Source organism: Mycobacterium ahvazicum, assembly GCF_900176255.2.
Classification (GTDB): Bacteria; Actinomycetota; Actinomycetes; order Mycobacteriales; family Mycobacteriaceae; genus Mycobacterium; species Mycobacterium ahvazicum.
Genome location: NZ_FXEG02000002.1, coordinates 2,120,217 through 2,145,035, shown reverse-complemented (window position 1 = coordinate 2,145,035; position 24,819 = coordinate 2,120,217). Strand labels below are relative to the sequence as shown.

Sequence of the window (24,819 nt, the reverse complement as noted above, 5' to 3'; positions counted from 1 at the left end):
GAACCCAGCATCGTCAGCCCAGCTCGCTGACCCGGTCTTCGGCGTCGGTCACGCCGTCGACGTCGGCGGCCGCGGAGTGCAAAAACCATTGCAGCGCTTCGTCATTGCGGCCGAGCGCCAGCAGGGTGTCGGCGTAGGCGTAGAACAGCCGGGCGGCCGTGGCGCCGGAGCGGCTCGGGTCCAGTTGCGGCGTGGACAACAGCGTCAGCGCCTGTTCGAGTTGGCCGAGATCGGAGCGGGCACCCGCGATCACGATGCGCAGCTCGTCGGCGTCGTCGCCGGACAGCTGGGCCGCCTCTTCCCCGCGGCCCAGTTCGATCGCCCGCTCCGGCCGGCCAAGGCCGCGTTCACAATCCGCGATCAACGCCAGCAGCGAGGACTTACTGCCCATCCGGCGGGCGGCACGCAGTTCGGACAGCGCCTGGGCCCAGTCGCCGGTGCGGTATGCGGCGATGCCGACCGCTTCGCGGATGGCGGCGATCCTGCTGGACCTGGCGCGCGCGGCACGGGCATGGTTCAGGGCGGCTTCCGGGTCTTCGTCCATCAGCTCACCGGCGGCGACCAGGTGGCGTGCCACCGCATCGGCGGTCGCGCGGTCCAACGTGCTCAGTTCGCCGCGGATTTCGGGAGCCAGCTGTTTGGCGTCCACGTCGGGCGGTATCGGGGGCCCGCTGTCCGCCGGGCGATCGCGGTCCTGCGCAGCGTTGCGCGGCTGGGCCATGCGGGCGCGGCCCGGTCCGGACCACGGAACGTCACGGCCCGTGCGCCGCTTCGGTGCGCCCCCAGATCCCGTGCGCGGGCGTCGTTCGCCGTTGTGACGCTGTCTATCGTCGCCCACTCGTGTCGTTCACCTCGATCGCTCCGGTCTCCTCGAAAAGGATACGGGCACCCGGGTGTGGGTCTCGCTACGCCTTGAACCGGTCCGGAACCAACGGCGCGATCATCGAAGGACAGAAGGTCGCGATCGCGATGATCGTGAAGATGCCCGCATTTTTCTCGGTCATGCCGTTGCCGCTGGACACTTCCGAGACGACCGAATCGAACGACCGACCCGGCTGGACCAGCATCGGGCAGACCGACTGCCCCTGCGCCAGTGTGGCGGCCGGCGCAGTGACGGCAATACCGGCATTGGTCAGCCTGGACAGGAAGGCGTTGCTCGCTATGTCAGCGCGAATGGGGGCGGCCATCGATGCCGCCGCGACGATCAAAGCCGCGGTCAAGACCATAAACCCGAAGGCCTTGACCTGGGCACCGGCCCGCAAGGTCCACTGGTACGCCATTGATTGCGCCGTCATCTCTCGCTCTCGTCGATTGTGTGGTGGCTGCGCAAATTCATTGTGACTACAGTGGCCAACGAGTGTCACGTTTAGGGCACGGCCAGGTAAAGGTTTGCACACCACCGCGTTTTGCTCTGACGTCTTGACAATCTCGGGTGCAATATGGTCCGCCGCTGATGGCCCGCCGCCGACCGACGACCAGCTCGGTACACCTAATCTGTTGTCGCCCAAGCGATTTGAAACCACAAACGCGCTCAAGCCAGACGGTGGTGTCCCCCGAATGGGGGACACCGGATTTCCACCCGCGATTCAACCGGTTGACGGATACCCGGGAGCGTTCGATCCGGGAAAACTAGTTCTCACAGCGGGGATCTCGTCGCTCCTTCCAAACGAGGCTCCCCTCCTCTCATATCGGCTTCCCCTCCGATTGACGGGATCTCCGCTGAATACTTCTTCTAGACCTTCTCGATGCCGGCGATGTTGCGCTTTCCGCGACGCAGCACCAGCCACCGGCCGTGGAGGAAATCCGAGTCCTGCGGCGACCATTCGTCGCTGTCGACCCGAATGTTGTTGACCGAGACGCCGCCCTCGCCGATTGTGCGTCGCGCGGCGCCCTTGCTCGCCGACAGGCCGCTGGCCACCAACAGGTCGACGATGCCGCGGGGGCCGCCGGGCTTGAGCTCGGCGACCGACGTTTCGCGCAGCGCGGCGGCCAGCGTCGCTTCGTCGAGACGGTCCAAATCGCCCTGGCCGAACAGCGCCTTGCTGGCGTGTTCGACAGCCGCGGTGGCCGCCTCGCCGTGCACCAGGACGGTGAGTTCGGTGGCCAGCCGCCGCTGGGCGGCGCGTTGTTGCGGACGTTCGGCAGTCACCTGTTCCAGCTCGGCCAACTCCTCGGCGGACAGGAAGGTGAACCACCGCAGGTAGCGGATCACGTCGGCGTCCGCGGTATTGACGAAGTACTGATACCAGGCATACGGACTGGTCAGCTGCGGGTCCAGCCACAAGTTGCCGCCGCCGGTGGATTTGCCGAACTTGGTGCCGTCGGCGGCGGTCACCAGCGGGACGGTCAGTGCGTGCACCGTCGCGCCCAGCTTCTGGCGCACCAGCCGAACCCCGGCGATGATGTTGCCCCATTGATCCGAGCCGCCGATCTGCAGCACACAACCATGGCGCTGGTGCAGTTCGACGTAGTCGTTGGCCTGCAGGAGCATGTAGCTGAACTCGGTGTAGGAGATCCCGTCGCCGGCAAGGCGCCGCCGGATGGTGTCGCGATCCAGCATCACGTTGACCGAGAAGTGCTTGCCGAGATCGCGCAGGAACTCGATCGCCGACATCCGGGACGTCCACTCGAGGTTGTCGGCGACGATCGCGCCAGTCGGTGAGTCCCCCGAATCCGAGAAGTCGACGAAGCGTTCCAGCTGTCCGCGAATCCGTTCGGTCCATTCGGCGACGGTGCCGGCCTCGTGGAGACTGCGTTCCCCGACCTCACGCGGGTCGCCGATCATGCCGGTCGCCCCGCCCGCGAGCACGATCGGCCGGTGCCCGGCGCGCTGAAAACGCCGCAGTGCCAGCAACGGCACCAGGTGTCCCGCGTGCAGGCTCGGCGCCGTCGGGTCGAAGCCGGCGTACACCGTCAGCGGTCCGCGCTGGGATTCGGCGGCCAGGGCGTCGAGGTCGGTGGACTGCGCGATCAGTCCACGCCAGCCCAGCTCGTCGAGGATCATGGGGTAAGAATCTAGTCGCTGGCGCCGGGGGCAGGTGCCCGCGGACTTCGCCGGTACGCCGAGACTTCCGGTCGACCGGCCAGCCACAGCCGCCACGGCCGGTCGGCGGCCTGGCTGACACCCACCCGCGGGCCCGCCACCGCGCCGTCGGTTTGGTTCAATGCCAGCGACACCGGGGAGTCCGGGTCGAACAGATCAATTCCGTTGTCGGACATCGTAATTCCCAACGCAGCGCACAGATTGCCGGGACCACGGGCCAGCGCGGTGGTGCGGATGGCCTCGCCGCGGCGGCCCTGGGCGATGTCGACGCCGTCCTCGATCACGGCGGCGCGCAGCAGCACCGCGGCGGCCGTGCCGTCGGGCCCGCACGAGACGTTGGCGCAGGTGTGGATCCCGTGACTGAGGTAGGTGTACAGCCGCCCCGGCGGCCCGAACATCACGGCGTTGCGGCCGCTGGGTCCCCGGTAGGAGTGTGCCGCCGCGTCCGGCCACGGCCCGTCGGGAACTCCGCCATAGGCCTCCACCTCGACGACGATCGCGCGCACGCCCCGGCCGGTGAGGGTGGCGCCGAGCAGCCGGTGCGCCGCCGCGACGGGGTCGACTACCAGCTTGCGTGCACCCACCCACCGAACCTACCGAGAGCCCGAACATGGCAAACTCCCGGTTGCCGCGTGGCGAAGGAGCCAAAACAATGCATGCAATCGACCCCGCTGCCACCGCGTGGCTGCTGGCCAGTACCGCACTGGTCCTGTTGATGACCCCCGGCCTGGCGATCTTCTACGGCGGGATGGTCCGCACCACCGGGGTGCTCAACATGATGATGATGAGCTTCGTCTCGATCCCGCTTGTCACGGTGGCCTGGCTGCTGCTCGGCTACACGCTCGCGTTCTCCGAAGACGGCGCCGGCGGGTTCATCGGCAACCTCAGTCATCTCGGGATGCTCGGCATCACGCCCGACAGCCTGCACGGCACGGTTCCCGAACTGCTCTACGCGACGTTCCAATTGACCTTCGCGATCATCACGGCGGCCCTGGTCAGTGGCGCGATCGCCGACCGCGCCCGCTTCGCTGCCTGGATGGTGTTCGTCCCGATCTGGGCGATTGTCGTGTATTCGGTTGTCGCGCACTGGGTATGGGGCCCCGGCGGCTGGCTGGGCAAGCTCGGCGTGCTGGATTACGCGGGTGGCCTGGTCGTCGAGATCGTCTCGGGTTCCTCGGCGCTGGCGCTGGCGCTGGTGCTGGGACCCCGCATCGGCTTCAAGAAAGACGCCATGCGGCCGCACAATCTGCCGCTGCTCTTTGTCGGTGTCGGACTGCTGTGGTTCGGCTGGTTCGGGTTCAACGCCGGTTCTGCGTTGGCCGCCAACGGAACTGCCGCGGCCATCTTCCTCAACACGCTCGTCGCCGGCTGCCTCGGCATGCTGGGCTGGCTGACGGTCGAGCAGATCCGCGACGGCAGGCCCACGACGTTCGGTGCGGCGTCCGGTGTGGTGGCCGGCCTCGTCGCGATCACCCCGTCGTGCGGCACCGTCAACACGCTCGGCGCCGCGGCCGTCGGCCTCGCCGCGGGCGTAGTCTGCGCATTCGCGGTGACGGCGAAATTGCGCTTCAACTATGACGATTCGCTCGACGTCGTCGGTGTGCACTTCGTCGGCGGGGTGGTCGGGGTCTTCCTGATCGGGCTGCTGGCCACGGCCGTCATGACGTCGGGCCCGCAGGGCCTGTTCTACGGGGGCGGCTTCGGCCAGCTCGGCAAGCAGACGCTCGCGATCGTCGTCGTCGCGGTCTATGCGTTCGCGGTGACGTTCGTCCTCGCGAAGGTGATCGAGCGGATGATGGGTTTCCGGCTCAGCCCCGAGGAAGAGACGACCGGCGTCGACTTCACCCAGCACGCCGAGACCGCCTACGCCGAGGGCGTGCACGGTCATCTGCCGTTGCGCCGCCCCGGCTCACCCGGCTGACTCCAGACCATCCCTTGACAAGCCTCACCGCGAGGATGAATATTCATCACATGATGATTTCATCTCGTGATGAATTAATCACCCCCGGCGGCGAAGTCGCCATCGACATCGACCATCTGCGCGTTATCCGCGGCAAACGCCCAGCTCTGCACGACTTTTCGGTGCAGATCAGGAAGGGCAGCATCACCGGCCTGCTCGGCCCGTCCGGCTGCGGCAAGACCACGCTGATCAGAAGCATCGTCGGCACGCAGATCGTGACTTCGGGAACCGTGACCGTGCTCGGCAAACCCGCCGGCTCCGCCGGATTGCGCCGCCGGGTCGGCTATCTGCCACAGGACCCGACCATCTACAACGACCTGCGCGTCGCCGACAACGTTCGCTACTTCGCGTCGCTCTACGGCTTCGACAGCCGCGCCGCCGACGCTGCGATCGAGCGGGTCGGGCTGACCGATCACCGGACCGCGTTCTGCGCCAACCTCTCCGGTGGCCAGCGCACCCGAGTGTCGCTAGCCTGCGCACTGGTATGCCAGCCCGAGCTGCTGGTGCTCGACGAGCCCACGGTCGGCCTCGACCCGGTGCTGCGCGCCGACCTCTGGGATCAGTTCAACGACCTCGCCCGTGCGGGCGCCACCCTGCTGGTCTCGAGTCACGTGATGGACGAGGCCGACCGCTGCATGGACCTATTGCTGATGCGCGACGGGAACCTGCTCGCCCACACCACGCCGACCCAACTACGAGGGGACACCGGATGCACGTCACTGGAGGACGCGTTTCTGTCCATCATCAAGCGCACCATCATGCGCGAAGCCGGCTAGGTCTCAAGGGATACACCGCCACCACGACGCGGATACTGCGTCAGTTGGCCGCCGATCACCGCAGTGTCGCGATGATCCTGGCCGTTCCGGTTCTGGTTATCACGTTGATGTACTTCATGTTTCGCAATGCCCATCACCCGCCCGGCACGCCGGCGCCGTTCAACAATGCCTGCCTGATCCTGCTCGGTCTTTTCCCGCTGTTCGTGATGTTCATCATCACCGCGATCACCATGCAACGCGAGCGGGCCTCGGGGACGCTGGAGCGCATCCTGACCACTCCCCTGCGCCGGCTCGACCTGCTGATCGCCTACGGAACCGCCTTCTCGATCGCCGCGGCGGCGCAGGCGACCGTGGCGTGCACCGTGTCGTTCTGGTTCCTCGGCTTCGATACCAAGGGCAGCTGGGTGTGGGTGTTCGTGATCGCGATCGTCAACGCGGTGCTGGGTGTCGGCCTGGGCTTGCTGTGTAGTGCGTTCGCCCGCACCGAGTTTCAGGCCGTGCAGTTCATCCCGCTGGTGATGGTGCCGCAGCTGCTGCTGGCCGGCATCATCGTCCCGCGAGCGCTGATGCCAGACTGGCTGCAATGGATCAGCAACGTCATGCCGGCCAGCTACGCGCTGGAAGCTCTGCAACAAGTCAATTCGCATACCGAACTGACCGGCATCGCGGTGCGCGACATCGCCGTGGTGGCGGGTTCGGCGTTCGCGGCGCTGTGCCTGGCCGCGGCGACACTGCGGCGACGGACGCCATAACGTGACGGCCGCCAAGACCGGGCGCAGACGACCCGGGCGCCCGGCCGGCAATTCCGACACCCGCGATCGCATCTTGACCAGCGCCCGAGAGTTGTTCGCCAGCAAGGGTATTCGTAATACTTCGATTCGCGCGGTGGCCGCGGCGGCGGGTGTCGATTCGGCACTCGTGCATCACTATTTCGGCACCAAGGAAAAGCTATTCGCCGCGGCTGTGCACATCCCGATCGACCCGATGGACATCATCGGTCCGTTGCGCGAGGTGCCGGTCGAGGAGATCGGCTACCGGCTGCCGTCGATGTTGTTGCCGCTGTGGGATTCCGAGCTGGGCACCGGGTTCATTGCGGTGTTGCGGTCGGTCCTGGCCGGCGCGGAGGTTAACCTGTTCCGCACGTTCATCCAGGACATCATCGCGGTCGAAGTGGGTTCCCGCGTCGACGATCCGCCGGGCAGCGGCGTCATCCGCATCCAGTTCGTCGCCTCTCAGCTGGTGGGAGTGGTGATGGCACGCTACATATTTCAACTCGAGCCGTTCGCGTCGCTGCCGGCCGAACAGATCGCCCGCACCATCGCGCCCAACCTGCAGCGTTACCTCACCGGGGATTTGCCGCATCTGCCGGACTGAAGCGGAAATTTCCAGCAGGGCAACTTCGCCGACGTCGGGCCGTTCCTACTGGTGCCGGGCCGCCTCTTGCACGAGTTGCACCCGCGAGCCGATGCCGAGCTTGTTGTAGACGTGGGTGAGATGGCTCTGCACCGTGCGCGGCGAGACGAAAAGCCGTGCGGCGATGTCGTTGTTGGCCAACCCTTCGCTGACCAGCCGCACTACGTCATGCTCGGTGGGGGTCAGCGCACCCCAACCGGTTGTCGGCCGCCTACGGTCGCCGTGCCCTCGACGGGCATACGCGATCGCTTCCTGGACGGACAGCGCCGCGCCCTCGGCCCACGCGCTCTCGAAATCGATGTGCCCCAGAGCTTCCCGGACCGCGTCGCGCGCCGCGACGTAAGCGTCGTCGTAGACCTTGAACCTCATCACGCCGGTGTTTTGCCGGACCGCGTCAGCCGCGCCGTAAAGGCGCGCCGCCTCACGGTGGCTGCCGGCGCCACCGGCCAGCCCGGCAAGGCACTCAAGGGCATCCGGGGTGCCCACGTGGGCACCGAGCGCGGCTGCGATGGCCAATGCTTCGCGGGCATCGCGCTCGGCTTGGTCGGGCTGACCCTGCGCGGTCGCGACGCGGGCGCGAGTGTTGAGCGCAATCATCAAGTGGCAGCCCGCCGTTACCGCAACCGCCGCGTCGGCCCACCCTCTGGCCGCAGGCAGGTCACCGCGCACCAGCAGGACATCGGCGATCGGGTTGGCATTGACCACGGTGTGTCCCTGCTGCGCGCTTATGCGTCGTGCCGCCAGCTCGCTGGTCTGCACCGCGGCCGCAACGTCGCCCGCCGCGAGTTGTGCGAGAGCCAACGGGCCGCCCGCCATGCCTTCGGCCATATCACCGAATTCGGACGCGGCTTCGACCGCGGCGGCCGCCGCCGCCACGGCGGCTTCGGCCTCTCCCATCCACGCCAGGGTATGGCCCAGGTGGCAGTGACAGAGTTCCCGCATGAGCAAGTCGTGCTCGGCCTCGGCCTCCGCCATGATCTGCAGGAATTCGGCTTTAGCGCGCGCGAGTTCCCCACGCATGACGTACGCCGTTCCGACACCCCAGAATCGACACATTCGCGAAAGGAACCCGTCGCCGATCTCGTTGGCGAGGTCGCGACCTTCCTCCCCTGCCCTGAGCGCGGCGGTGGGATCACCGCCGCATATCGCCGCATAGCTCTGCCACCAGAGGATTTGACTCAATCTCCACTTGTCGCCGGATTCGCGGGCCAGACCTGCCGCCTCATCGAGGTAAGGGCCGGAGATCTCTGGGTTGAAAGCGGCGGTGCAGCCGCACGCGACCAGCGCATGGAGCAGCGGGCCGGACTCCCCGATCTCACGCGCGAGCGCGAGGGCACGTTGAGGTTCCTCCATGCCGATCGGATCACCTACCGCTGCGGCGAGCACCGCGTGGTCCGCGAGCGCCCGCGCGTAAACGGCGGGCGCCAGTCCGTCCTGCGGCGAGTACCCGTCGGACAGCACCGACTTGATCCACGACAGGCCTTCCCGGACGCGCCCGCGGGTGAGCCACAAGGACTGCAGGGCGGACGCGAGTTGCAGCGCCCGGTTGCCGTCGTCGGTATCGCAACTCCAGGTGAATGCGGCTCGCAGGTTGTCGATTTCGCTCTCAGCCTGTTCGACATGCTCGCGTCGGCCGGCGGAGTTCGGCTGATCCAGAACCACGGCCAGCTGAGTGTAGTGGTCACGGTGCCGGGCGCGAACCGCATCCGATTCACCGGATTCGCCAAGCCTCTCCAAGGCGTACTGCCGAACCGTCTCGAGCAGCCGGTATCGCGTTCGGCCGCTGATGTTTTCGGCAATCACCAGCGACTTGTCCACCAGCAGGGTGAGCTCGTCGAGCACTTGGTGGCGCTGCACCTGATCGTCGGTGGCAACGGCTTCGGCGGCATCGAGGTGGAATCCGCCGCGAAACACCGCCAGCCGCTGGAAGATCAGACGTTCGACGTCGGTGAGCAGCGCGTGCGACCAATCCACCGATGCCCGCAGGGTCTGCTGGCGCCGGACCGCGGTGCGGTTCCCCCCGGTCAGCAGGCGGAACCGGTCGTGCAGGCTGGTGAGGATGTCGGTGACCGACAGGGCCCGCACTCGCGCCGCGGCGAGTTCGATCGCCAGCGGCATGCCGTCAAGGCGTTGACAGATCTCTTCGACCGCGGCGGCGTTGTCCTGGGTGATGACGAATTCGGGCCTGACGAGACGCGCACGGTCGGTAAACAACTCGACCGCTTCATCGATGATCGACAGGGACGACACCCGCCAGATCACTTCACCGGTCATGCCGATCGGCTCGCGGCTGGTCGTCAGCACTGTCACACCGGGGCAGGCCCGCAGGATAGGGCCGACGAGGTCGGCGGTCGCATCCAGCAGGTGTTCGCAGTTGTCCAACACCAGCAGCATCTGCCGGTCGGTGATGAAACCCAGCATGGCGTCACCCGCGGAGCGCCCGGGAATGTCGGTCAACCCGAGTGTGCGGGCGGTCGTGGCGGGGACGAGGTCGGATTCGGTGATCGGTGCCAGGTCGACGTAGTGTGCGCCGTCGCCGAATTCGGTGGCGATCCGGCCGGCGACCTGCACGGCGAGGCGGGTCTTGCCCGCGCCGCCGGGGCCGGTCAGGGTGACGAGTCGATTCTCCGCGATGATGCGCGTCAGCTCCGCTATCTGGTCCTGGCGGCCCACGAAGCTGGTCAGCTGAGGTGGCAGCCCCACCGACACCGCGGCCGGGAGGCGCAGGGGTGGGAACTGGTTGTGCAGGTCGGGGTGGCACAGCTGGATCACCCGCTCGGCGCGGCGAAGATCACGCAGCTGGTGGCTTCCCAGCGGGAGCAACCAGGCGTCGGGCGGCAAGTGGTCGGCCACCATCTCTTCGGTTGCGCCGGACAGGACGGTCTGTCCGCCATGCCCCAGGTCGCGGAGCCGCGCGGTTCTGTTGATCGTCGGTCCGATGTAGTTGCTTTCGTCCCGCAATTGGACCTCGCCGGTGTGCAGACCGATCCGCAGCCGGATCGGCGCCAGGGGCGCCAACTGCAGTTGGAGAGCGCATGCGACCGCGTCGGTGGCGCGGTCGAACGCGACGACGAAACTGTCGCCTTCGCCCTGCTCAACCGGGCGCACACCGCGATGGGCGGCAATAAGCTCGGTGAGTGCGCGGTCGAGCCGCGCGACAGCTTGCGCCATTTCGTGAGGCTGCGTTTCCCAGAGCCGCGTCGACCCCTCGATATCGGCGAGGAGCAGCGTCACCGTGCCGGTCGGTAGCTCTGTCAGCCCTACGTCGCTCTCGTTCATCGGTGGTATCCCCGCGCGTGGGTCAATCTCGCTCATGTTAGCCAGCATCAGTGTTCGCCAGCGCCATAACATCCGCGAAACCGCGCAGATTTCGGTGGCCGTCGTGCGGTTCTCCGACCCCCACCCGCATTTTTTCCGCGTTCTGGCCGATGGTGTCGACGCCACGGCGCCGGATAGTCGTTCCGAAATGCAAAGCGATGCACCGAGAGGAATCCCCATGAAAATCGCGACCCGAGTCCCGCCGGTCCCGATGGTCAACGCAGTACAGCGGTTTCGTCAGCAGCTTCTGCGGCTTCACCAGTCCCTGGCCCCCGCACCGGCGGTGATGGCGGAACTCGTGTCCGGGGCCTGGGTGGCCCAGGCGATCGCCGTCGCCGCCGAACTCCGCATCGCCGATGCGCTGGACGGGGGACCCCTGGGACTCGATCAGCTGGCCGCCAGGGTCGGCGCCGAACAGGACGCGCTGGGCCGGTTGCTGCGGGCCCTGATCGGCCGCGGCATCTTCTGCCGGCACCGCGACGGCCGGTACGGGCTGACGTCGCTCGCAGGCACGCTGCGGTGGGACGCACGCGATTCCGTGGCTGGGATGGCCCGGATGGTCGGCACGCCGGAGATGCGGGAACATTGGAGCCATTGCGTCGATGCGGTTCGCACGGGCGAGGCGGTCGTTCCGAAGTTACGTGGCATGGACGGGTTCGAATGGCTCTCGGGCCACCCCGAACTCAGTGCGGTCTTCGATGCGGCGATGACGAACGTCTCCGAGATGGCCGTTGATGCGGTGATCGCCGCGTACGACTTCGCCGGCTATCGCACCATCGTGGACGTTGCCGGCGGGCATGGCCGGTTGCTGGCCGGCATCCTCGCCAAAAACCCAACGACGACCGGCATTCTTTTCGACCTGCCGCACGTCGTCGCCGGCGCCGAACCACTGCTGTCCAGACACTGCGTCGCAGAGCGCGTGCGAATCATCGAGGGATCGTTCTTCGAGGCGGTCCCCGATGACGGCGACCTCTACGTGCTGAAGAACATCATCCACGACTGGCCCGACGACCAAGCCCAGCAGATCCTCAAAACCCTGCGCGCCGCAACCCACACCGGAACAACCGTCTTGCTGGTCGAATGCGTGATACCCCCGCACGATCGAGATGCTCTTGCCAAATGGACGGATCTCGAGATGCTGGTCATGAATGCGGGCCGGGAGCGCACCCGGGATGAATATCGGGATTTGTTGCAGCAGAGCGGATTTCAGATGACTCAGATTGTGTCGACACCCTCGCCGTTCAGCATCGTGGAAGCCACCGCCGGCTAGCCCCGTTCGGTGAGGCGGGCGTGCTCGTCCTCGTCGACGTCGCGCGCCTCGTCGATCAGCAGCACCGGGATACCGTCCTCGATGCGGTAAGCACGGCGCAGCCGTGGGTTGTAGAGCAGCTCGTCGCCGTCTTCTGGGGACACGAGCAGCAGCGGGCCGCGGTCCTGCGGGCACACCAGAATGCTCAGCAGAGTCTGGTCAAGCATCGTCACCTCGATACGTGGCGGCCAGTTCGGACCGTATCGCCGGAGTCAACCGGCGGTACTGCGAGCTGGCGGTGTCGAAATACCAGGCATGCCGCCCGGATTTGGGAATCCCGGCCGCCCGCAGGGCGCTGACGGTGGGACGGTAGGTCGCGCTCAACGTCATCTCCGGCACCACACAAACGATGTCGGGTCCCAGCCCGAGCGGCATGCCGGCGAAAGCTTCGGTCAAATCCGCCGCGGTGATGGTGGCTCCGGGCAGCAACGTCACCGCTGACACCGCCACTTCCAGGTTGCCGAACGGCACGTTGTAGGTCACCGCGAGGTCCACGCCGTTGATCAGGCCGAGCGCGTCGGTGACCGGCTCGGGATAGACGAGCCCGCGGGCAGTGTGCACCACCGAGCCGCGCCGGCCCATCAGCCAGAAGTCACCGTCCTCGTCGCGGCGGAACAGATACTCCGTGGAGATCCAGGTGTCGGCGGGCGCGAAAACCCCGCGCTTGACCGACGCCGTCGGATCGATCGGCCCGTTGGAAGCCGCCAGCAGCACCCCGACCTGGTTGACGTCGGCAACCTGCACGAAGCCTCGCTCGTCTTCCAGGATCAGGTCGTGTTCGGCGTCGTAGGCGGCAAGTTCTGCTCGCCCGGCACCCGGCAGCGGCCGGCCCTTACAGCCGATCTTGGCGCCGGACACGTTGGCCAGCACCGCCTGTCCGTCCGTGGTGGCGAAGAACTCGACGACGTGCGCGGGCGCGAACGCGTCGACGACGCGCTCCCACAATCCGGTCGGCATACCCGAGCCGATGAACAGCCGGACGGGATGATTACCGTGCAGCACGAAGGCGGGGTCGTCGACAATGTCGCGCAGCATCGCCCAGGTGTAGGACACGACGGTGACGCCGTACTGCCGTATCTCGTGGACGAACCGGTCCGAGTTCAGCCCGCGCGACAACGCGATGCGGGTACCGCCGACAACCGCGCCGCCCAGGGCGACCAGCAGGGCGGACTCGTGGTGCAGCGGCGTCAGGCAGTAGACGGTGTCTCGGCGGTCCAGGCCGGCCGCCGAAGCGGTTCCGAACGCCGACACCGCCCACCGGTAGTTGGTGATCTGCTTGGCCACCAACTCGCCGCCGACCGCGCTGAATGCGATGAACGCCAGATCCCGGGCCAATCCCGGGTTGGGCCGATACCAGGCGGGGAGCTCGACGGCATCCGGGTCGATCTGCTCCATGTCGATGACCTGGTTTTGCTTCGAGCCGTCCTCGGGCAGATGCAGGTTGCGCGCCTCACCACCACCGAGCACCAACACCTGGCCCGGCCAGTCGCGTAAGGCCTCGAGGTTGGTGGGGTCGGTCATGATCTCGCCGACCCGCCCGAGCCGCACCGATGCGGTCAGGTCGGCGTCGGGGCGCATCACCACCGCGACGGCACCGAGGCGGGACAGTGCGGCGATCGCGACCAACGCACTGGGTCGCGTCTCCATCAGCACGCCGACCCGGTCGCCCTGCCGGACGCCGACCTGAATCAGGCCCCGGACAACGTTGTTGATGCGGCGGTCGACCGCCTCGTAGGTGTGCACACGACCGTCGAACAGCAGGAACTCGCCCCGCGGCGCGTTGCGGGCCTGCTCGGTGATGATGCGGCCCAACGAGATTCGGGTGTGGTCGTTGATCTGCCCGAGCCGGGCCAGCCGGGGTAGCGTACGCGCGGTCTCGACGGCCAGCGTCCGCATGGATTTGTTGGCCGCGACCACCGCGCCGGTGGCGCCGCGCACCAGCTCGATCGCCGCCTCCGACGCCTCGCCGATGCCATGCGTAAGCCGCGAACTCAGCGCGACGCCGCTGTCGGTGTGCTCTTCGGGCTGATCGGCCATCAGGTCGATGTTGTCGGGCTTGTCGCCACCGGTGGTGAGCCACTCGATCCACGCGGCGACGGTGGGCCAACCCTGTTCTGCCGCTTTGGATCCGACGACCAGGCCGAAATGACCGGTGCGGATACGGGCTTCGTAGACCTCGGCGTCGGGTGCGGCGCGCCGGATACCGCGCACCGACGCCGGCTGGCCGATGTCGTCGACCTCACCGACGAAGGCCAGCACCGGGCAGGTGATGTCGGTGAGCGTGACCATTTGTCCGTTGACAGCGAACCCGCCGGTCATCATCCGGTTGTGCGCGATGAATTGCTTGAGCAGCTCGGAGATCGCCGGACCGGACCAGGCGATCCAACCCTCGCGCTCGAGGAACCGGCGCTGTTGTTCGCGGGGCAGCAGCGCCTCGCGGTCGTGCAGCTGACGCACGAAGTCGACGCGGGCCTTGGCGGTCTTGAGCGGATCCAGCATCTGGAAGCCGGCCCGCGCCATCCAACCCGGGATGGCCAGGCGGCTGAAGACGTGATCGGCCATGAAGTTGGCGACGGGTGGGGCGAAGTTTGCCGGGATGCCCATCGGCAACGCGGCCAGGGTGTCCACCGGCGAGCCGAAGGTCACGATGCTGGCCAGCGCCTTCGAACGGCGGTAGGCGGCGACCTGATAGCACCACATCCCGCCCTGCGAATACCCGACCAGGTGCACATCGGCGCCGGTGGCGTCGCGGACCGTGTCGATCGCCTGGCTCAGTGCGACGATGTGGTCGGCCAGGTTGCGGCGCATGCCGCCCTCGACCTTGTCGGGTGAACCGAAGTCGATGACCCAGCAGTCCAGCCCATGCGAATGCAGGATGCCGACCGCACCGTCTTCGCGGGTCACGTCCCACATGTCCGCCGACATCATCATCGGGTGCACCATCAGCACCGGCGGGCCCACCGGACGCTGGCCGGGGCGATTGTCGGGCGGAAAGTAGCGCCGGAGCTTGTACATCGGCACGCTTTCGACGATCTGCGACGGCGACGCAACGGTGCCGGTCTCGAGGCCCCCCAGCCGCAAGACCTCCAGGCCGTTCTGGGCCGTCGCGACCAGTCGTTCCACCGGCCGCGTGATCATCGACAAGTTCAGATCCACCGCTGCTCCCCACTCTCGACAGCTGAGACATCATGGCACATCGCCGTCCTTGGCGGTTCTGGTCAGGCTGTTTGCTCGCGCGGCGAAGTCAGAGGCTGCATGGTTACGCCTGTACGCCCGCCAGGCCAACGCCGTTGAAACATCTCCAGCCGCGGGTCGGGTAACTGTTAAGCTCCCGACGGCCCGGCGTTGTGTTTGCTCGCTGTTGCGGGCCGGTTCGCGATCGTGTTGCAACCGATGTACTGCGTCGGGGGGTATCGAATGCGTTGCTACGCAATGGGTTTGGGCGATGCCTGAACACCTGATCGTCGACCCGTTCCATCTCGAGCTCGCCGGCGCCACATTACAGAGTCAGATGCTGCCCGAGCCGCCGCCGCCATTGACCGCGACCGGGGCGGATGCGGTGTCCGAAGCGCTCAACGTGACCATGCCGATGATCGAGGCCCCGGTGACTGAGGGGTTACCCGCCGCCCAAGCCGCCATCACGGCGACGGGATCAAAGATCGCCGCCGCGGCCCGCATGTACGCCGAGACCGACAAGAAGCTGGGCAACCAACTCGACCGGGCGCAATTCACCGGCGACAACAGCAAAGGTGCTAAACCACAGCTCAACGCCACGCAGTCCGCACCCGCACCGCAGGCAGCGGTCGGCGGCGCGCAGCTTACTTCTGCACCACCCCCGGCCCAGGAGCAATCGCCGCACCCGACGGCGCCGGGCGCTGGGGGTCCGACTACATCCGACCCGGGCATCGCCGGCGGCGGGCCGGCTTCCGCGCCGAATCCGGAAGCGGCCGAGGAGTCGTTCAACCCCATGGCGTGGCCACCCGCAGCCGAAGGGGCGGACGACCCTTTCAACTCCGCGGCATGGGATGGTGTCGCCGATCCGGAAGCAGCGGACGGCGCGGTGAAACCCGCCTCCTACGACGGCGCGACCGATTCGGGCGACGGACCGGCGGATCAGGACCCGTCCGGAAACCCCGGGGATCAGCTGGACCCGGATGGTCCGGGCACCGACGATGCTCCCGGGACGGACGGTGGCCCGGGAACGACGAATGATGCGGATACGGCCGATGGCCCGGGACCGACGGATGGGCCGGTCGAGCCCGGTCCGGGCACGCAAAACGGCCCGGGTGCGGCAACACCGGATGGTGCGAAACAACCGGGCGATCCGCGAGCCGCGACCGATCCAGCAGCGCAAAAGGATCGGCCGGCGTCGGTGCCGCAGCGGGGTGCCGGAGCGGGCGGTCGCGGGTTGTTTTCGGCTTCCCAAGCCGGTACCGGCGCGGGTGGCCGGGGAATCCCGCAGTCCCTTGCGGGCTCGCCGAAGCCGGCGGTCGCGCCACACCGACCCGCGGCAGCGCACGCCGCGCCGGCACACCCCCCAACGGCGCCGCCGCCGTCGGCACCGGGCCAGCAGTCTCGCCCGATGCCGGTCGGGTCCGGCGGCGGGCACGCGGCGCCACTGGCTCCGGCGGCGCCCGCCGTGCCGCTGAGTCCGACGGCCTCACCGATCTCACACGCAGCTCCGGCCATGCCGCAGGCTCCTGCGCCGTCCGCGATGCCGGAGACGGGCGGCGGCGGATCCGGTCCGGCGGCCGCCGCTTCGCCGGGCCTGCCAGCACAGCCGTCGACGCCGGCCACCTCCCCCGTCGCCGCCGAGCCGAGCACCGATACCGGATCCAAGCCGGCGAGCGCGTCGCTCGCCGCGCCGTCGGCGCCGCGCGGCCGCGATGCGGTGATGGCATCGATCCCGGTGTCGGCGGCGCTGGCCGAACGCGATGCCGTCGCCCAGGCCGCCACTACCGACGCGTCGCGACGCGACGGCGTGGATCCGCTGCTGCTGGCCCGGCGCATCGCCGCCGCGTTGAACGCTCAGGACGGCGACGACGGTAACGACTCAGACGACGGCGCGAGCGATCTCGGTTTCTTCTGGGTGACCGCGGTGACGACCGACGGTGCGATTGTGTTGGCGAACAGCTATGGAATCGCCTACATCCCGGACGGGGTTCACTTGCCCGAACCGGTGTTCCTGGCCAGCGCCGACGACGAGATCGCGGCGGCTGACCGGGCGAGCTGGGCGACCTACCCGGTGATCGCCGTGCAGGGCTGGGCGAATCACCACGGCTACCAGCTTCGGGCGGTCATCGCGACCGAAGAACAGCTGGCCGATACCGAACCCGGGGTGGAGAAGTTCCTGCTGCAGCCGGACGACATTCCGGACAGCGGGGAAATGATCGGTCGGTCCAGGTTGGAGGTGGTGGATCCGCAGGCGGCCGAGTGGCTGGCCGCAGTCCCCGACGAGAGTTTGCGCGACCGATTGCCGCCCGCCCCCGTCGAAGTCAGCCCTCCGGCCGAAGAAGAGGGCATGCTCTGGTTCGAGGTCATGGAGCCGATGTTCAGCACCGACACCGGCCGAGAGGATGCGCACCTGCGGGCGTTTCACGCTTATGCGGCTCAGGCCGAACAGCTTTCCCTCAAGGCGGCGCACCGTCGGGTCGACGCGGAGACTCGGCGCTCGGCAATCGCCGATTGGCTGTATTGGAAATACCTCGCCGCACTGCACGCAGCCGCGCTTAACGATCCGGCCTATCGCCGGCGAACAGCCGACTTTTACGACGAATCCGCGGCGGCGGTCCCCGATTAACTTTCTCTACACCGGTTGTTCAATCAATCCGCCAGTGCGACTACAGGATTGACTCATCGCCGAAACTGCGGTGATCTCACGACGAAAAGTCGATTGTCGTTTAGGCTCCCAGAGGTCGGGTTTGTCTCGGGAAGACAAATCACCCCGGCGGTAATGCGGATCGGCTCATAGCGACACCCCCTGTGCTTACTGGATGGGTAGCCGCAGAACAGGATTGCGATGGTGAAACTCCCACCTTCGTCACGCGGATTGCCGGCGATCAGCGTCCAGCAACCGCGCGTGCCGAGTGTTGTCAAGCCGCCGGAACGTCCGCAATCGACGCTCAGTGTCGAGCCGCAGGAGTTGATCGACAGGGCCAAGCAGCTGGCCGAAGCCCTGCCGCAATGGCCCGATGAACAGCCCAAGGCTCCGTGCGAGCTGGCGATGGTCCGGAATGCAGCCACGGTGCTGCAGCGATCCGCCGACAACGTGGCGATGGCCCTCAAGGCGGGCGAAGAGCGGTGGCGGCGTCTGGCCCAGTTGCTGGTCGAAGCCGCCAAAAAATACGAAGGGGTCGACGCGGACGCCGCGAACAAAGTGGCATCGGCCATGCCGGCTTTCTCGGCCACGCTGAGGCAACCGTCCACATATCAGCTCCAACCCGACGCTGTCGGCTCGTTCGTCCCCCCGCCCGCCACCCCGTCATGGATCGGGGACGGATCGAAATTGTTGGTGGCACAGTCGGATAACGTATTTCTTCGGGTGCGGGACGCGGCGAAACAAATCAACGCGGGTGATGCGCGCGCGACGGCATTGTTCCGATTTGCCGACAGCTGGAGCATGTACGAAGGGAAATTGCGCGACGCCGCGATTCGGTTCCGGCCGTTCGAATCATGGCGCGGCACGGCCGTTACCCAGGTCGAGAAGCAGTTCGAGCAGCACCGGGTCTGGCTGAACCAGATGGCAGCAAACTGCGCGTTACTCGGCCAACAGGCGCGGGCGCTCGCGTCGGCACACTGTGTCGCCGTCGTTCAACACCCCACTTCGGCACAGGTAGAGCCGCTACACAACAAACTGCTGGCGAAAAGGATCTCCAGCCGGGACTACGAGGCCTATAAGCGGCTGCAGAAAATGTCCGAGGACGTGCGGGCCGAATACCGCAAACAGGCCGGATTGCCGTGGTCGCTCATCAACCTTTCGATGCCACCGGACCGCGCCGACGCGGACCTCTTCAAGACGCCCGAGCAGAAGGCGGAGGAGCTAGCGGAGAAGCAACAGCAACGGGCGATGCAGCCGATGCAAGCGATGCTGAAAGCGCAGAAGGAAGAGGCGGAGAAGGCTCGAGAAGAGGCGCGTAAAGCACGGCAGGATTCCGAAGAAGAGGCCCGCAGGGCGCGGCGGGAAGCACTCGAAGAGGGGCGCAAGGCGCGACAAGATGCGCAGGAAGAGGCGCGCAAGGCACGACAACAGGCACAAGACATGGCCGACGAGGCACACGAGAAGGCCAAGGAGCAGCAGCAGGCGTTCGCCAAATCCATGGGCGCTCAGCAAGCCGCCCTGGCCAAGTCGGTCGGCGCCGGCACGCCGAAGGTCCCGTCGGTGTCGAAATTGATGGGCACGGTAAACCAGTTCGCGAACATGGCAAAAGGGATGGCGGCCAAGACGCCTCCCGTACCCCCGGGCGGTACCAAGCCGGGTGTGCCGTGGGTGCCGCCGCTGCCCGCGGGCGGGCATGTACCCCCGCGGGCGGGCATGTACCCAACGTGACGCACGGGGCCGGGGCGGGCGGGACGATGGGCGGCGGGGTCAACATACCGCTCGCCGGCGCCGGCGCCGGCCCGCCGCCGCGAGTGGAACATCCGCTGGCACCCCCGGTGCACGCTCCGGTGCAGGGGCCGGGCCTCCCGCAGGGAGGCCCGCGGCCCGCGCCCGCCTCGGAGCTCACGCCTCGTGTCCCCGGCTCGGCGTCGGACTCCGCCGCGGGAGCTCATGGCGCGAAGGTCGGTGGCATGCCCCCGATGCCCGGCATGCCTCCGCAGGACCAGAACGCCAGCAAAGCTAAACGCGTGGATCCCGACGACTCGGCCATCTACACCGAGGAACGGCCGTGGACCGAAGGTGTCATTGGCCGTCGGCCACGCCGGGTCGAACCTGTTGCGCCTCCGCCGGAAGCCGCCGACGGCACAAAGTGAGTCAGGTGGTGGCAGTCTGGCGTAGCCGGCAGGCCATCTCGCGATCCTCTTGCGCGAACGCGCGGTGTCGGGCGGCGTAGGCCAGATATCGGTCACGCTGACGGTCGCAGCGCTGGCGTTCGGCCACGTCTTCGAAGGCCTTGGCCGTTCGGTCCTGACTGGCCGCGGAGTGGTCCAAGCTTATTGCTGCGGACCGCTGCGCCGCTCTGGCCCGCAGGAATGCCTGCTCCGCGCGTGCACCGGCACGGAATGCTTGTTCGGCGGGCCATGGGACGGATTCGGCCTGGGGGCCGACGCCGGGATAGACCATCGTCATGTCCTCTCCTCGTCTGCAGTGTTGACAGCGCGGAGCGGCTGAAACGCCGTGTCGAACGATCAGTCGGTATTGACGTAGCGGCTGGCGAACAGATGCGCTTGTGCCGCCTCGGCCTGTTCCGGTGTCGGCAATTCCGCGGCCCCGACGATGAGTTCGTCGTCCACTCCGTCGCCAGGACCCAATCCCAGAGCCCGCACCGCATCGACGACAAACGCCTGCTGGCCGGCCAGTCCTTTTTGCCGGGCCAGCTCGGCCATGGCAAGTATTTCGTCAACGAGCGCTGCTTCCGTCATGCTCGTCACCTTCGGAGAAAGGTCGATCTGCACGACGCTGCCATCCGGCAGCGCGGTGATCGAGACCGTTCCGGGGGGATTGGTCACCTTGGCCAGGAAGCCGGACCCGTCGTCGTCTTCTCGCTCCGCGTCCACGGCTTGACTCGTCGTCCCCTGAGCTCGCAACGCATCGACAGCCGAGGGCGCATCGACATCGCCGCCGGCGTCGAAGGTCAGGGCTTGTCTGTCCGCGGTCCCGTCGTCGTCAGCACCGGGCTGGTTGGTATCGAAGAAGACAAGGGCGGAAACGTCGTCCTGGCCGTCGTCGTCTCGGGGCATCGCATTCTCTTTCTTCGAGTCGTGTACCTCGGTCAGTTGCCGGCATCCAGCTGATGGTCGAGCGCATCACGCTGCGCCCCGTCGGTCGCCGCGTACATCGCCTTGGCCGCCTGCAGCGCTTGGTCGCACGCTGTCAGGCATGCGGCGAGGCGCGCTTGCACGGCGGCGCGGTTCCCATCCAGCGCTGCCATCATGGCGTTGGCGCCCGCGCGGGCGGTAAGCCCGTGGCTGTCTATGAGTTTGTCGGGGTATCCGCCTGTCACAGATCGTGGTGCCCCAAAGGCCGCGTCAACGCTGGTACGGACGGCGGCAAGGGCGTCGCGCAGCTTGTCGATGTAGGTCGGATCGACTATTACATTTTCCACAGCGCTGGTCTCCTTGAACGAAACTGCTTCTCTTGCAACAGGTTTGGTTCCCTAACGACTGGTCGCGCTTGCATCCGGTGCCTGCTCGGCGGTGACCGACTCGACGTCGATCGGCGCACGCTCGGCACCCGCCGCACCGGCAGCCGCTCCGACATCGGCGACCTCTACCCCGGGCGCGGACTCTCCGCCGGTGGCCTGCCCGGCCGCCGCCCCAGTCTCTTTGCGGTGTCTCGCGGGCTGCGACACCGCGGTTGGCACCGGGTGCGAGACGGCGGGCGACGTGAACGCCGGTGCGGGCGGAGCCGTTGCAGCGGCCTCGCTCGGCACTGCGCCCGGCGCTTCCGGTTGCGCGTGCTCCCTCGCCGGGAGATCTCCGCGCGCCCTCGTGCCGGTCGCCACGGCGTGCCGCCCCGAAGGGGCGCCCGAGGCGGTGCCCCCGACAGCGGACGGCGTGCGGAAGCCGGGGGCAATCGATCCCCCGCCTGCCGCCGACACCGCCTGGTGGGCTCCGGCGGCATTCGACGGATTCGGCATGGTCAGGGCGCCGCGAGCGGCGTCATACTTCGCCGGCACGGCGGCCTGCATCGCGGCAGCGTTCGACGCGACTTTGTCAATGTGAATTCCCGTCTCGACCCCGAGGGCTCCGAGCGCGGCCACGATGAATGCAATCTGCCATCTCTTGGTAGTTTGCAGAGCAATTATCTGAGGAGTAAGCGGGGGGATCCAAAGGACATTTTCGGCGGAGGCTGCAGCCAAGGCATAAAAGTAGATCGCCCAGGCCACCGGAATACACGCGGCGAGTGCGGCTTTTGTATATCCGAATTGCTGCCGCACATTGAAAACCAGCTCGGCTTCGGATTTCAGATAGCCTTGCAGGTCCTTGTCGGTAGATTGCACCGCCTTGATGCACTCTTGCAACTCGTGGATCAACTGCCCGTAGGCGAGCGACGCCTTGCCGGACCAGTGCAGGTCATCAGGCGCCGCGAGTTTCAAGTTAGCCAGGGCCGCATCGAAATTCGGTTTCGCCGCGTCCGACAGCACTGTCCCCTTGTCGGGTTTGCCGAACCCGTTGAACCATTCCAACAGGCTGACCAGCGCGACGGCGTTCTCGAGGTAGAGTGTCGGCTTCAGTTCGAGCATATCTTTGATGCCGTCACCGGGGAGCGCCTTTAACCCTTCCTGGAGAACCAATTGAAATGTCGTGCCGATACTGATGCTCATACCGGCGATATCGCCATCCAGGGCGTAACTCTTCCAGGCGCCTGCGGAGTTAGCCGTAAGTTTCAAAACCAGACTGGTTAAGCTAGCCCAGTTCACCATTCGACGCAGCCCCTTTACACCAGCCGGATCTGTCAACGAGCACGTTCTGGTCGGCATACGCCCGGTGCCGATTGCGTGACGCCATGTGGGGCGTCAGCTTAACAGCGCCGCCGCTGGGGTCCGGGCGCGAAACTTTCTTCGGTCACCCAGCATTAAAACGTTGTACACCGACGATCGGCCCGGCCGAGAACACAATCGGTATGCTCCGGCGAAAGTGTGCCGCGAGTGAGGACTTCGGATGACCGGCCAGACCGACCCGCAGGTGACCGAAGCGCTGCAGCATTTGCAGCGGTTCGTCTCGGCCTTCGAGGATGACGCATTTCGCATGAGCACCGGAACCTTCACTGCCACAGACGAAACCGAGACCGTAACGGTAACCGTCAACGGAGATCGCTGGCTCACTGGCCTGCGGATCGAACCCGGTCTGCTGCGGATGGGCGCCGAAACGGTTCAGCAGCGCCTCAACGAGGCCCTACGTAAGGCGCAGGCGGCCACGATCGCGGCCTCCGAAGACGAAGAGCAGCAGCTCCAAGACACCGTCGCGGCGGTCGTCAGCGCTCTCCAGCAGCAGCTCGGGGATCTTCAACAACAGCCTTAGCCGCGGCGTCCGGGCCCGCCTTGCTAGCGTCGGCCGGTGGCGCACCTACTGGGGGCCGAGGCCGTTCACCTGGAATACCCGACTCAAGTCGTCTTCGATTCGATCTCGCTCGGGGTCAATGACGGCGCGCGCATCGGCATCGTCGGTCGCAACGGCGACGGCAAGTCCAGCCTGCTTCGCCTGCTGAGCGGTCAGCTGACGCCCAATTCCGGACGGGTCACCCAGCGCAGCGGATTGCGGGTCGGCGCGCTGAGCCAGGCCGACACTCTGGACCCCGGACACACCGTCGGCTGGGCGCTGGTGGGCGAGATGCCCGAGCACCAGTGGGCCGGCGATCCGCGCATCCGCGACGTTGTCGGTGGGCTGGTAGCGGATATCGATTGGGATGCAACGGTTTCCACGCTCAGTGGTGGGCAGCGGCGGCGGGTGCAGCTGGCCGAGCTGCTGATCGGCGAGTGGGACGTCATCGCCCTCGACGAGCCCACCAACCACCTCGACATCGAAGGCATCACCTGGTTGGCCGGCCACCTCCAACAGCGCTGGGCGCGCAACACCGGCGGGCTACTGCTCGTGACGCACGACCGCTGGTTTCTCGACGAGGTCGCCACCACGACCTGGGAGGTGCACGACGGAATCGTCGAACCCTTCGAGGGCGGCTACGCGGCGTACGTGTTGCAGCGCGTCGAACGGGACCGGCAGGCTGCCGCGGTGGAGGCCAAGCGGCAGAACCTGATGCGCAAGGAGCTGGCCTGGTTGCGCCGGGGTCCGCCGGCGCGGACCTCCAAGCCGAAATTCCGCATCGATGCCGCCAACGAGCTGATCGCCGACGTGCCGCCGCTGCGAAACACCGTCGAGCTGGCCAAGCTCGCCACCGCCCGGCTCGGTAAGGACGTGATCGATCTGCTGGACGTGTCGGTCTCGTTCCCGCCTTTTCAAGGGCATCCGGTGCTGCGCGACGTCGAATGGCGCATCGGCCCGGGTGAACGGACCGGCATCCTCGGCGCCAACGGAGCGGGCAAGTCGACGCTGTTGGGGTTGATCGCCGGCACCGTCACGCCCGACACCGGGCGGGTCAAGCGCGGCAAGACCGTTGCGCTCTCGGTGCTCGACCAACAGGGCGACCTGCTGAACCAGTATGTCGACGATCGGATCGCCGACGTCTTGACCAGCCTGCGCGGTGGCTACGAGGTCGAGGGCCGCGAGGTAACCCCCACCCAGCTGCTGGAGCGGCTCGGGTTCGAACGCGGCCAGCTCTCGGCGCGCGTCGGCGAGCTGTCCGGCGGACAGCGGCGGCGACTGCAGCTGATGCTCACGTTGCTTTCCGAGCCCAACGTCCTGCTGCTCGACGAGCCCACCAACGACGTCGACACCGACATGCTGACCGCCACCGAGGATCTGCTCGACTCCTGGCCGGGCACCCTGATCGTCGTCTCGCACGACCGCTATTTGCTGGAGCGCGTCACAGACCAGCAGTACGCGATTCTCGACGGCCGCCTGCGCCACCTGCCGGGCGGCGTCGACGAGTACCTGCGCCTGGCCGCCCGGTCGAGGGGTGCTGCACCATCGGCGCCCGCGACACCCGAACCCGAGGCGATGTCCGGCGCCCAACGTCGCGCCGCCGAAAAGGAGCTCGCGTCGGTGGACCGCCAGCTCGCCCGGCTGGCCGACCGGATCGCGGCCAAACACGTCGAACTCGCCGACCATGACCAGTCCGACCACGTCGGCATCCACCGGCTGACCGGCGAGCTGCGCGGCCTGGAAGACGAAGTCACCACGCTGGAGAGCCGGTGGCTCGAGCTCTCGGAAGTGCTCGAGTAGT

At 67.1% G+C, this 24,819-nt stretch carries 21 protein-coding genes; 10 read left to right on the top strand and 11 right to left on the bottom strand.

All coding sequences use genetic code 11. From position 1 onward, the window contains the following. Positions 1 to 13: 13 nt before the first annotated feature. The 4 genes from MAAFP003_RS12220 to MAAFP003_RS12205 form a co-directional block, all read right to left on the bottom strand. Positions 14 to 721 carry a tetratricopeptide repeat protein gene (locus tag MAAFP003_RS12220; RefSeq protein WP_165796356.1) on the bottom strand — a complete coding sequence of 236 codons (708 nt, stop codon included), beginning with the start codon at positions 719 to 721 and terminating at the stop codon, positions 14 to 16. 184 nt (positions 722 to 905) lie between these two features. Next, positions 906 to 1,295 carry a DUF732 domain-containing protein gene (locus tag MAAFP003_RS12215; RefSeq protein WP_243393887.1) on the bottom strand — a complete coding sequence of 130 codons (390 nt, stop codon included), beginning with the start codon at positions 1,293 to 1,295 and terminating at the stop codon, positions 906 to 908. Positions 1,296 to 1,732: 437 nt separating this feature from the next. Then, positions 1,733 to 3,004, bottom strand: coding sequence for a tyrosine--tRNA ligase (gene tyrS, locus MAAFP003_RS12210; protein WP_096287251.1), 1,272 nt, complete (start codon positions 3,002 to 3,004; stop codon positions 1,733 to 1,735). Positions 3,005 to 3,015: 11 nt separating this feature from the next. Beyond that, complete coding sequence (locus tag MAAFP003_RS12205; protein ID WP_096287249.1) at positions 3,016 to 3,627, bottom strand: DNA-3-methyladenine glycosylase; 612 nt, start codon at positions 3,625 to 3,627, stop codon at positions 3,016 to 3,018. A gap of 68 nt (positions 3,628 to 3,695) precedes the next feature. On the opposite strand from MAAFP003_RS12205, the gene MAAFP003_RS12200 reads away from it, so the two are divergent. The 4 genes from MAAFP003_RS12200 to MAAFP003_RS12185 are packed head-to-tail and all read left to right on the top strand — an operon-like array spanning position 3,696 to position 7,153. Continuing rightward, on the top strand, positions 3,696 to 4,964 hold the full coding sequence (locus tag MAAFP003_RS12200) for an ammonium transporter (RefSeq protein WP_096287247.1): 1,269 nt from the start codon (positions 3,696 to 3,698) through the stop codon (positions 4,962 to 4,964). 50 nt (positions 4,965 to 5,014) lie between these two features. Next, entirely contained in the window at positions 5,015 to 5,779 is a 765-nt protein-coding gene (locus MAAFP003_RS12195) for an ABC transporter ATP-binding protein (protein ID WP_096291083.1), read from the top strand. After that, positions 5,713 to 6,531: an ABC transporter permease gene (locus MAAFP003_RS12190; protein WP_096287245.1), complete on the top strand. Its 819-nt coding sequence runs from the start codon at positions 5,713 to 5,715 to the stop codon at positions 6,529 to 6,531. Before MAAFP003_RS12195 ends, MAAFP003_RS12190 begins: the two co-directional genes overlap by 67 nt. 1 nt (position 6,532) lies before the next feature. Continuing rightward, positions 6,533 to 7,153 carry a TetR/AcrR family transcriptional regulator gene (locus MAAFP003_RS12185; protein ID WP_096287244.1) on the top strand — a complete coding sequence of 207 codons (621 nt, stop codon included), beginning with the start codon at positions 6,533 to 6,535 and terminating at the stop codon, positions 7,151 to 7,153. A 45-nt stretch (positions 7,154 to 7,198) separates the two neighbouring features. Here the strand turns inward: MAAFP003_RS12185 and MAAFP003_RS12180 are convergent, their stop codons facing one another. Further along, the gene (locus tag MAAFP003_RS12180) at positions 7,199 to 10,519 is read right to left on the bottom strand and encodes a LuxR family transcriptional regulator (RefSeq protein WP_096287243.1); all 3,321 of its coding nucleotides are present in this window, start codon (positions 10,517 to 10,519) and stop codon (positions 7,199 to 7,201) included. Positions 10,520 to 10,688: 169 nt separating this feature from the next. Here MAAFP003_RS12180 and MAAFP003_RS12175 point away from each other — a divergent pair, with 169 nt between their 5' ends. Next, a complete protein-coding gene (locus MAAFP003_RS12175; protein ID WP_096287241.1) occupies positions 10,689 to 11,780 on the top strand; it encodes a methyltransferase in 1,092 nt (363 codons plus the stop codon). On the opposite strand, the gene MAAFP003_RS12170 is transcribed toward MAAFP003_RS12175, so the two are convergent. Together MAAFP003_RS12170 and MAAFP003_RS12165 are read right to left on the bottom strand one after the other, a co-directional pair. Continuing rightward, a complete protein-coding gene (locus tag MAAFP003_RS12170; RefSeq protein ID WP_096291082.1) occupies positions 11,777 to 11,986 on the bottom strand; it encodes a Trm112 family protein in 210 nt (69 codons plus the stop codon). The two genes, MAAFP003_RS12175 and MAAFP003_RS12170, sit on opposite strands and share 4 nt — an antisense overlap. Further along, the gene (locus tag MAAFP003_RS12165; RefSeq protein WP_243393979.1) at positions 11,979 to 14,957 is read right to left on the bottom strand and encodes an acyl-CoA synthetase; all 2,979 of its coding nucleotides are present in this window, start codon (positions 14,955 to 14,957) and stop codon (positions 11,979 to 11,981) included. The genes MAAFP003_RS12170 and MAAFP003_RS12165 overlap by 8 nt, the downstream gene beginning before the upstream one ends. Positions 14,958 to 15,264: 307 nt before the next feature. Here MAAFP003_RS12165 and MAAFP003_RS29920 point away from each other — a divergent pair, with 307 nt between their 5' ends. The 3 genes from MAAFP003_RS29920 (at position 15,265) to MAAFP003_RS12150 (ending at position 19,790) form a co-directional block, all read left to right on the top strand. After that, a complete protein-coding gene (locus tag MAAFP003_RS29920; protein WP_096287237.1) occupies positions 15,265 to 17,619 on the top strand; it encodes a hypothetical protein in 2,355 nt (784 codons plus the stop codon). Between the two features lie 249 nt (positions 17,620 to 17,868). Beyond that, a complete protein-coding gene (locus MAAFP003_RS12155) occupies positions 17,869 to 19,365 on the top strand; it encodes a PPE domain-containing protein (RefSeq protein WP_096287235.1) in 1,497 nt (498 codons plus the stop codon). Continuing rightward, the gene (locus MAAFP003_RS12150) at positions 19,362 to 19,790 is read left to right on the top strand and encodes a hypothetical protein (protein WP_133160848.1); all 429 of its coding nucleotides are present in this window, start codon (positions 19,362 to 19,364) and stop codon (positions 19,788 to 19,790) included. The genes MAAFP003_RS12155 and MAAFP003_RS12150 overlap by 4 nt, the downstream gene beginning before the upstream one ends. Before the next feature lies 1 nt (position 19,791). Here the strand turns inward: MAAFP003_RS12150 and MAAFP003_RS12145 are convergent, their stop codons facing one another. Genes MAAFP003_RS12145 through MAAFP003_RS12130 form a run of 4 tightly spaced genes read right to left on the bottom strand, consistent with a single transcriptional unit; the run spans position 19,792 to position 22,402 of the window. After that, positions 19,792 to 20,106 (bottom strand): hypothetical protein, encoded by a 315-nt coding sequence (locus tag MAAFP003_RS12145; protein WP_096287231.1) that lies wholly within the window; start codon positions 20,104 to 20,106, stop codon positions 19,792 to 19,794. Between the two features lie 59 nt (positions 20,107 to 20,165). Further along, the gene (locus tag MAAFP003_RS12140) at positions 20,166 to 20,717 is read right to left on the bottom strand and encodes a secretion protein EspD (RefSeq protein WP_096287229.1); all 552 of its coding nucleotides are present in this window, start codon (positions 20,715 to 20,717) and stop codon (positions 20,166 to 20,168) included. Between the two features lie 32 nt (positions 20,718 to 20,749). Next, positions 20,750 to 21,082 (bottom strand): type VII secretion target, encoded by a 333-nt coding sequence (locus tag MAAFP003_RS12135; RefSeq protein ID WP_096287227.1) that lies wholly within the window; start codon positions 21,080 to 21,082, stop codon positions 20,750 to 20,752. Positions 21,083 to 21,133: 51 nt separating this feature from the next. Beyond that, complete coding sequence (locus MAAFP003_RS12130) at positions 21,134 to 22,402, bottom strand: EspA/EspE family type VII secretion system effector (RefSeq protein ID WP_133160847.1); 1,269 nt, start codon at positions 22,400 to 22,402, stop codon at positions 21,134 to 21,136. 238 nt (positions 22,403 to 22,640) lie between these two features. Between MAAFP003_RS12130 and MAAFP003_RS12125 the strand changes: the two genes are divergently transcribed. Beyond that, complete coding sequence (locus MAAFP003_RS12125; RefSeq protein WP_096287223.1) at positions 22,641 to 23,000, top strand: YbaB/EbfC family nucleoid-associated protein; 360 nt, start codon at positions 22,641 to 22,643, stop codon at positions 22,998 to 23,000. Between the two features lie 36 nt (positions 23,001 to 23,036). After that, positions 23,037 to 24,818, top strand: coding sequence for an ABC-F family ATP-binding cassette domain-containing protein (locus MAAFP003_RS12120; RefSeq protein WP_096287221.1), 1,782 nt, complete (start codon positions 23,037 to 23,039; stop codon positions 24,816 to 24,818). Position 24,819: the final 1 nt, after the last annotated feature.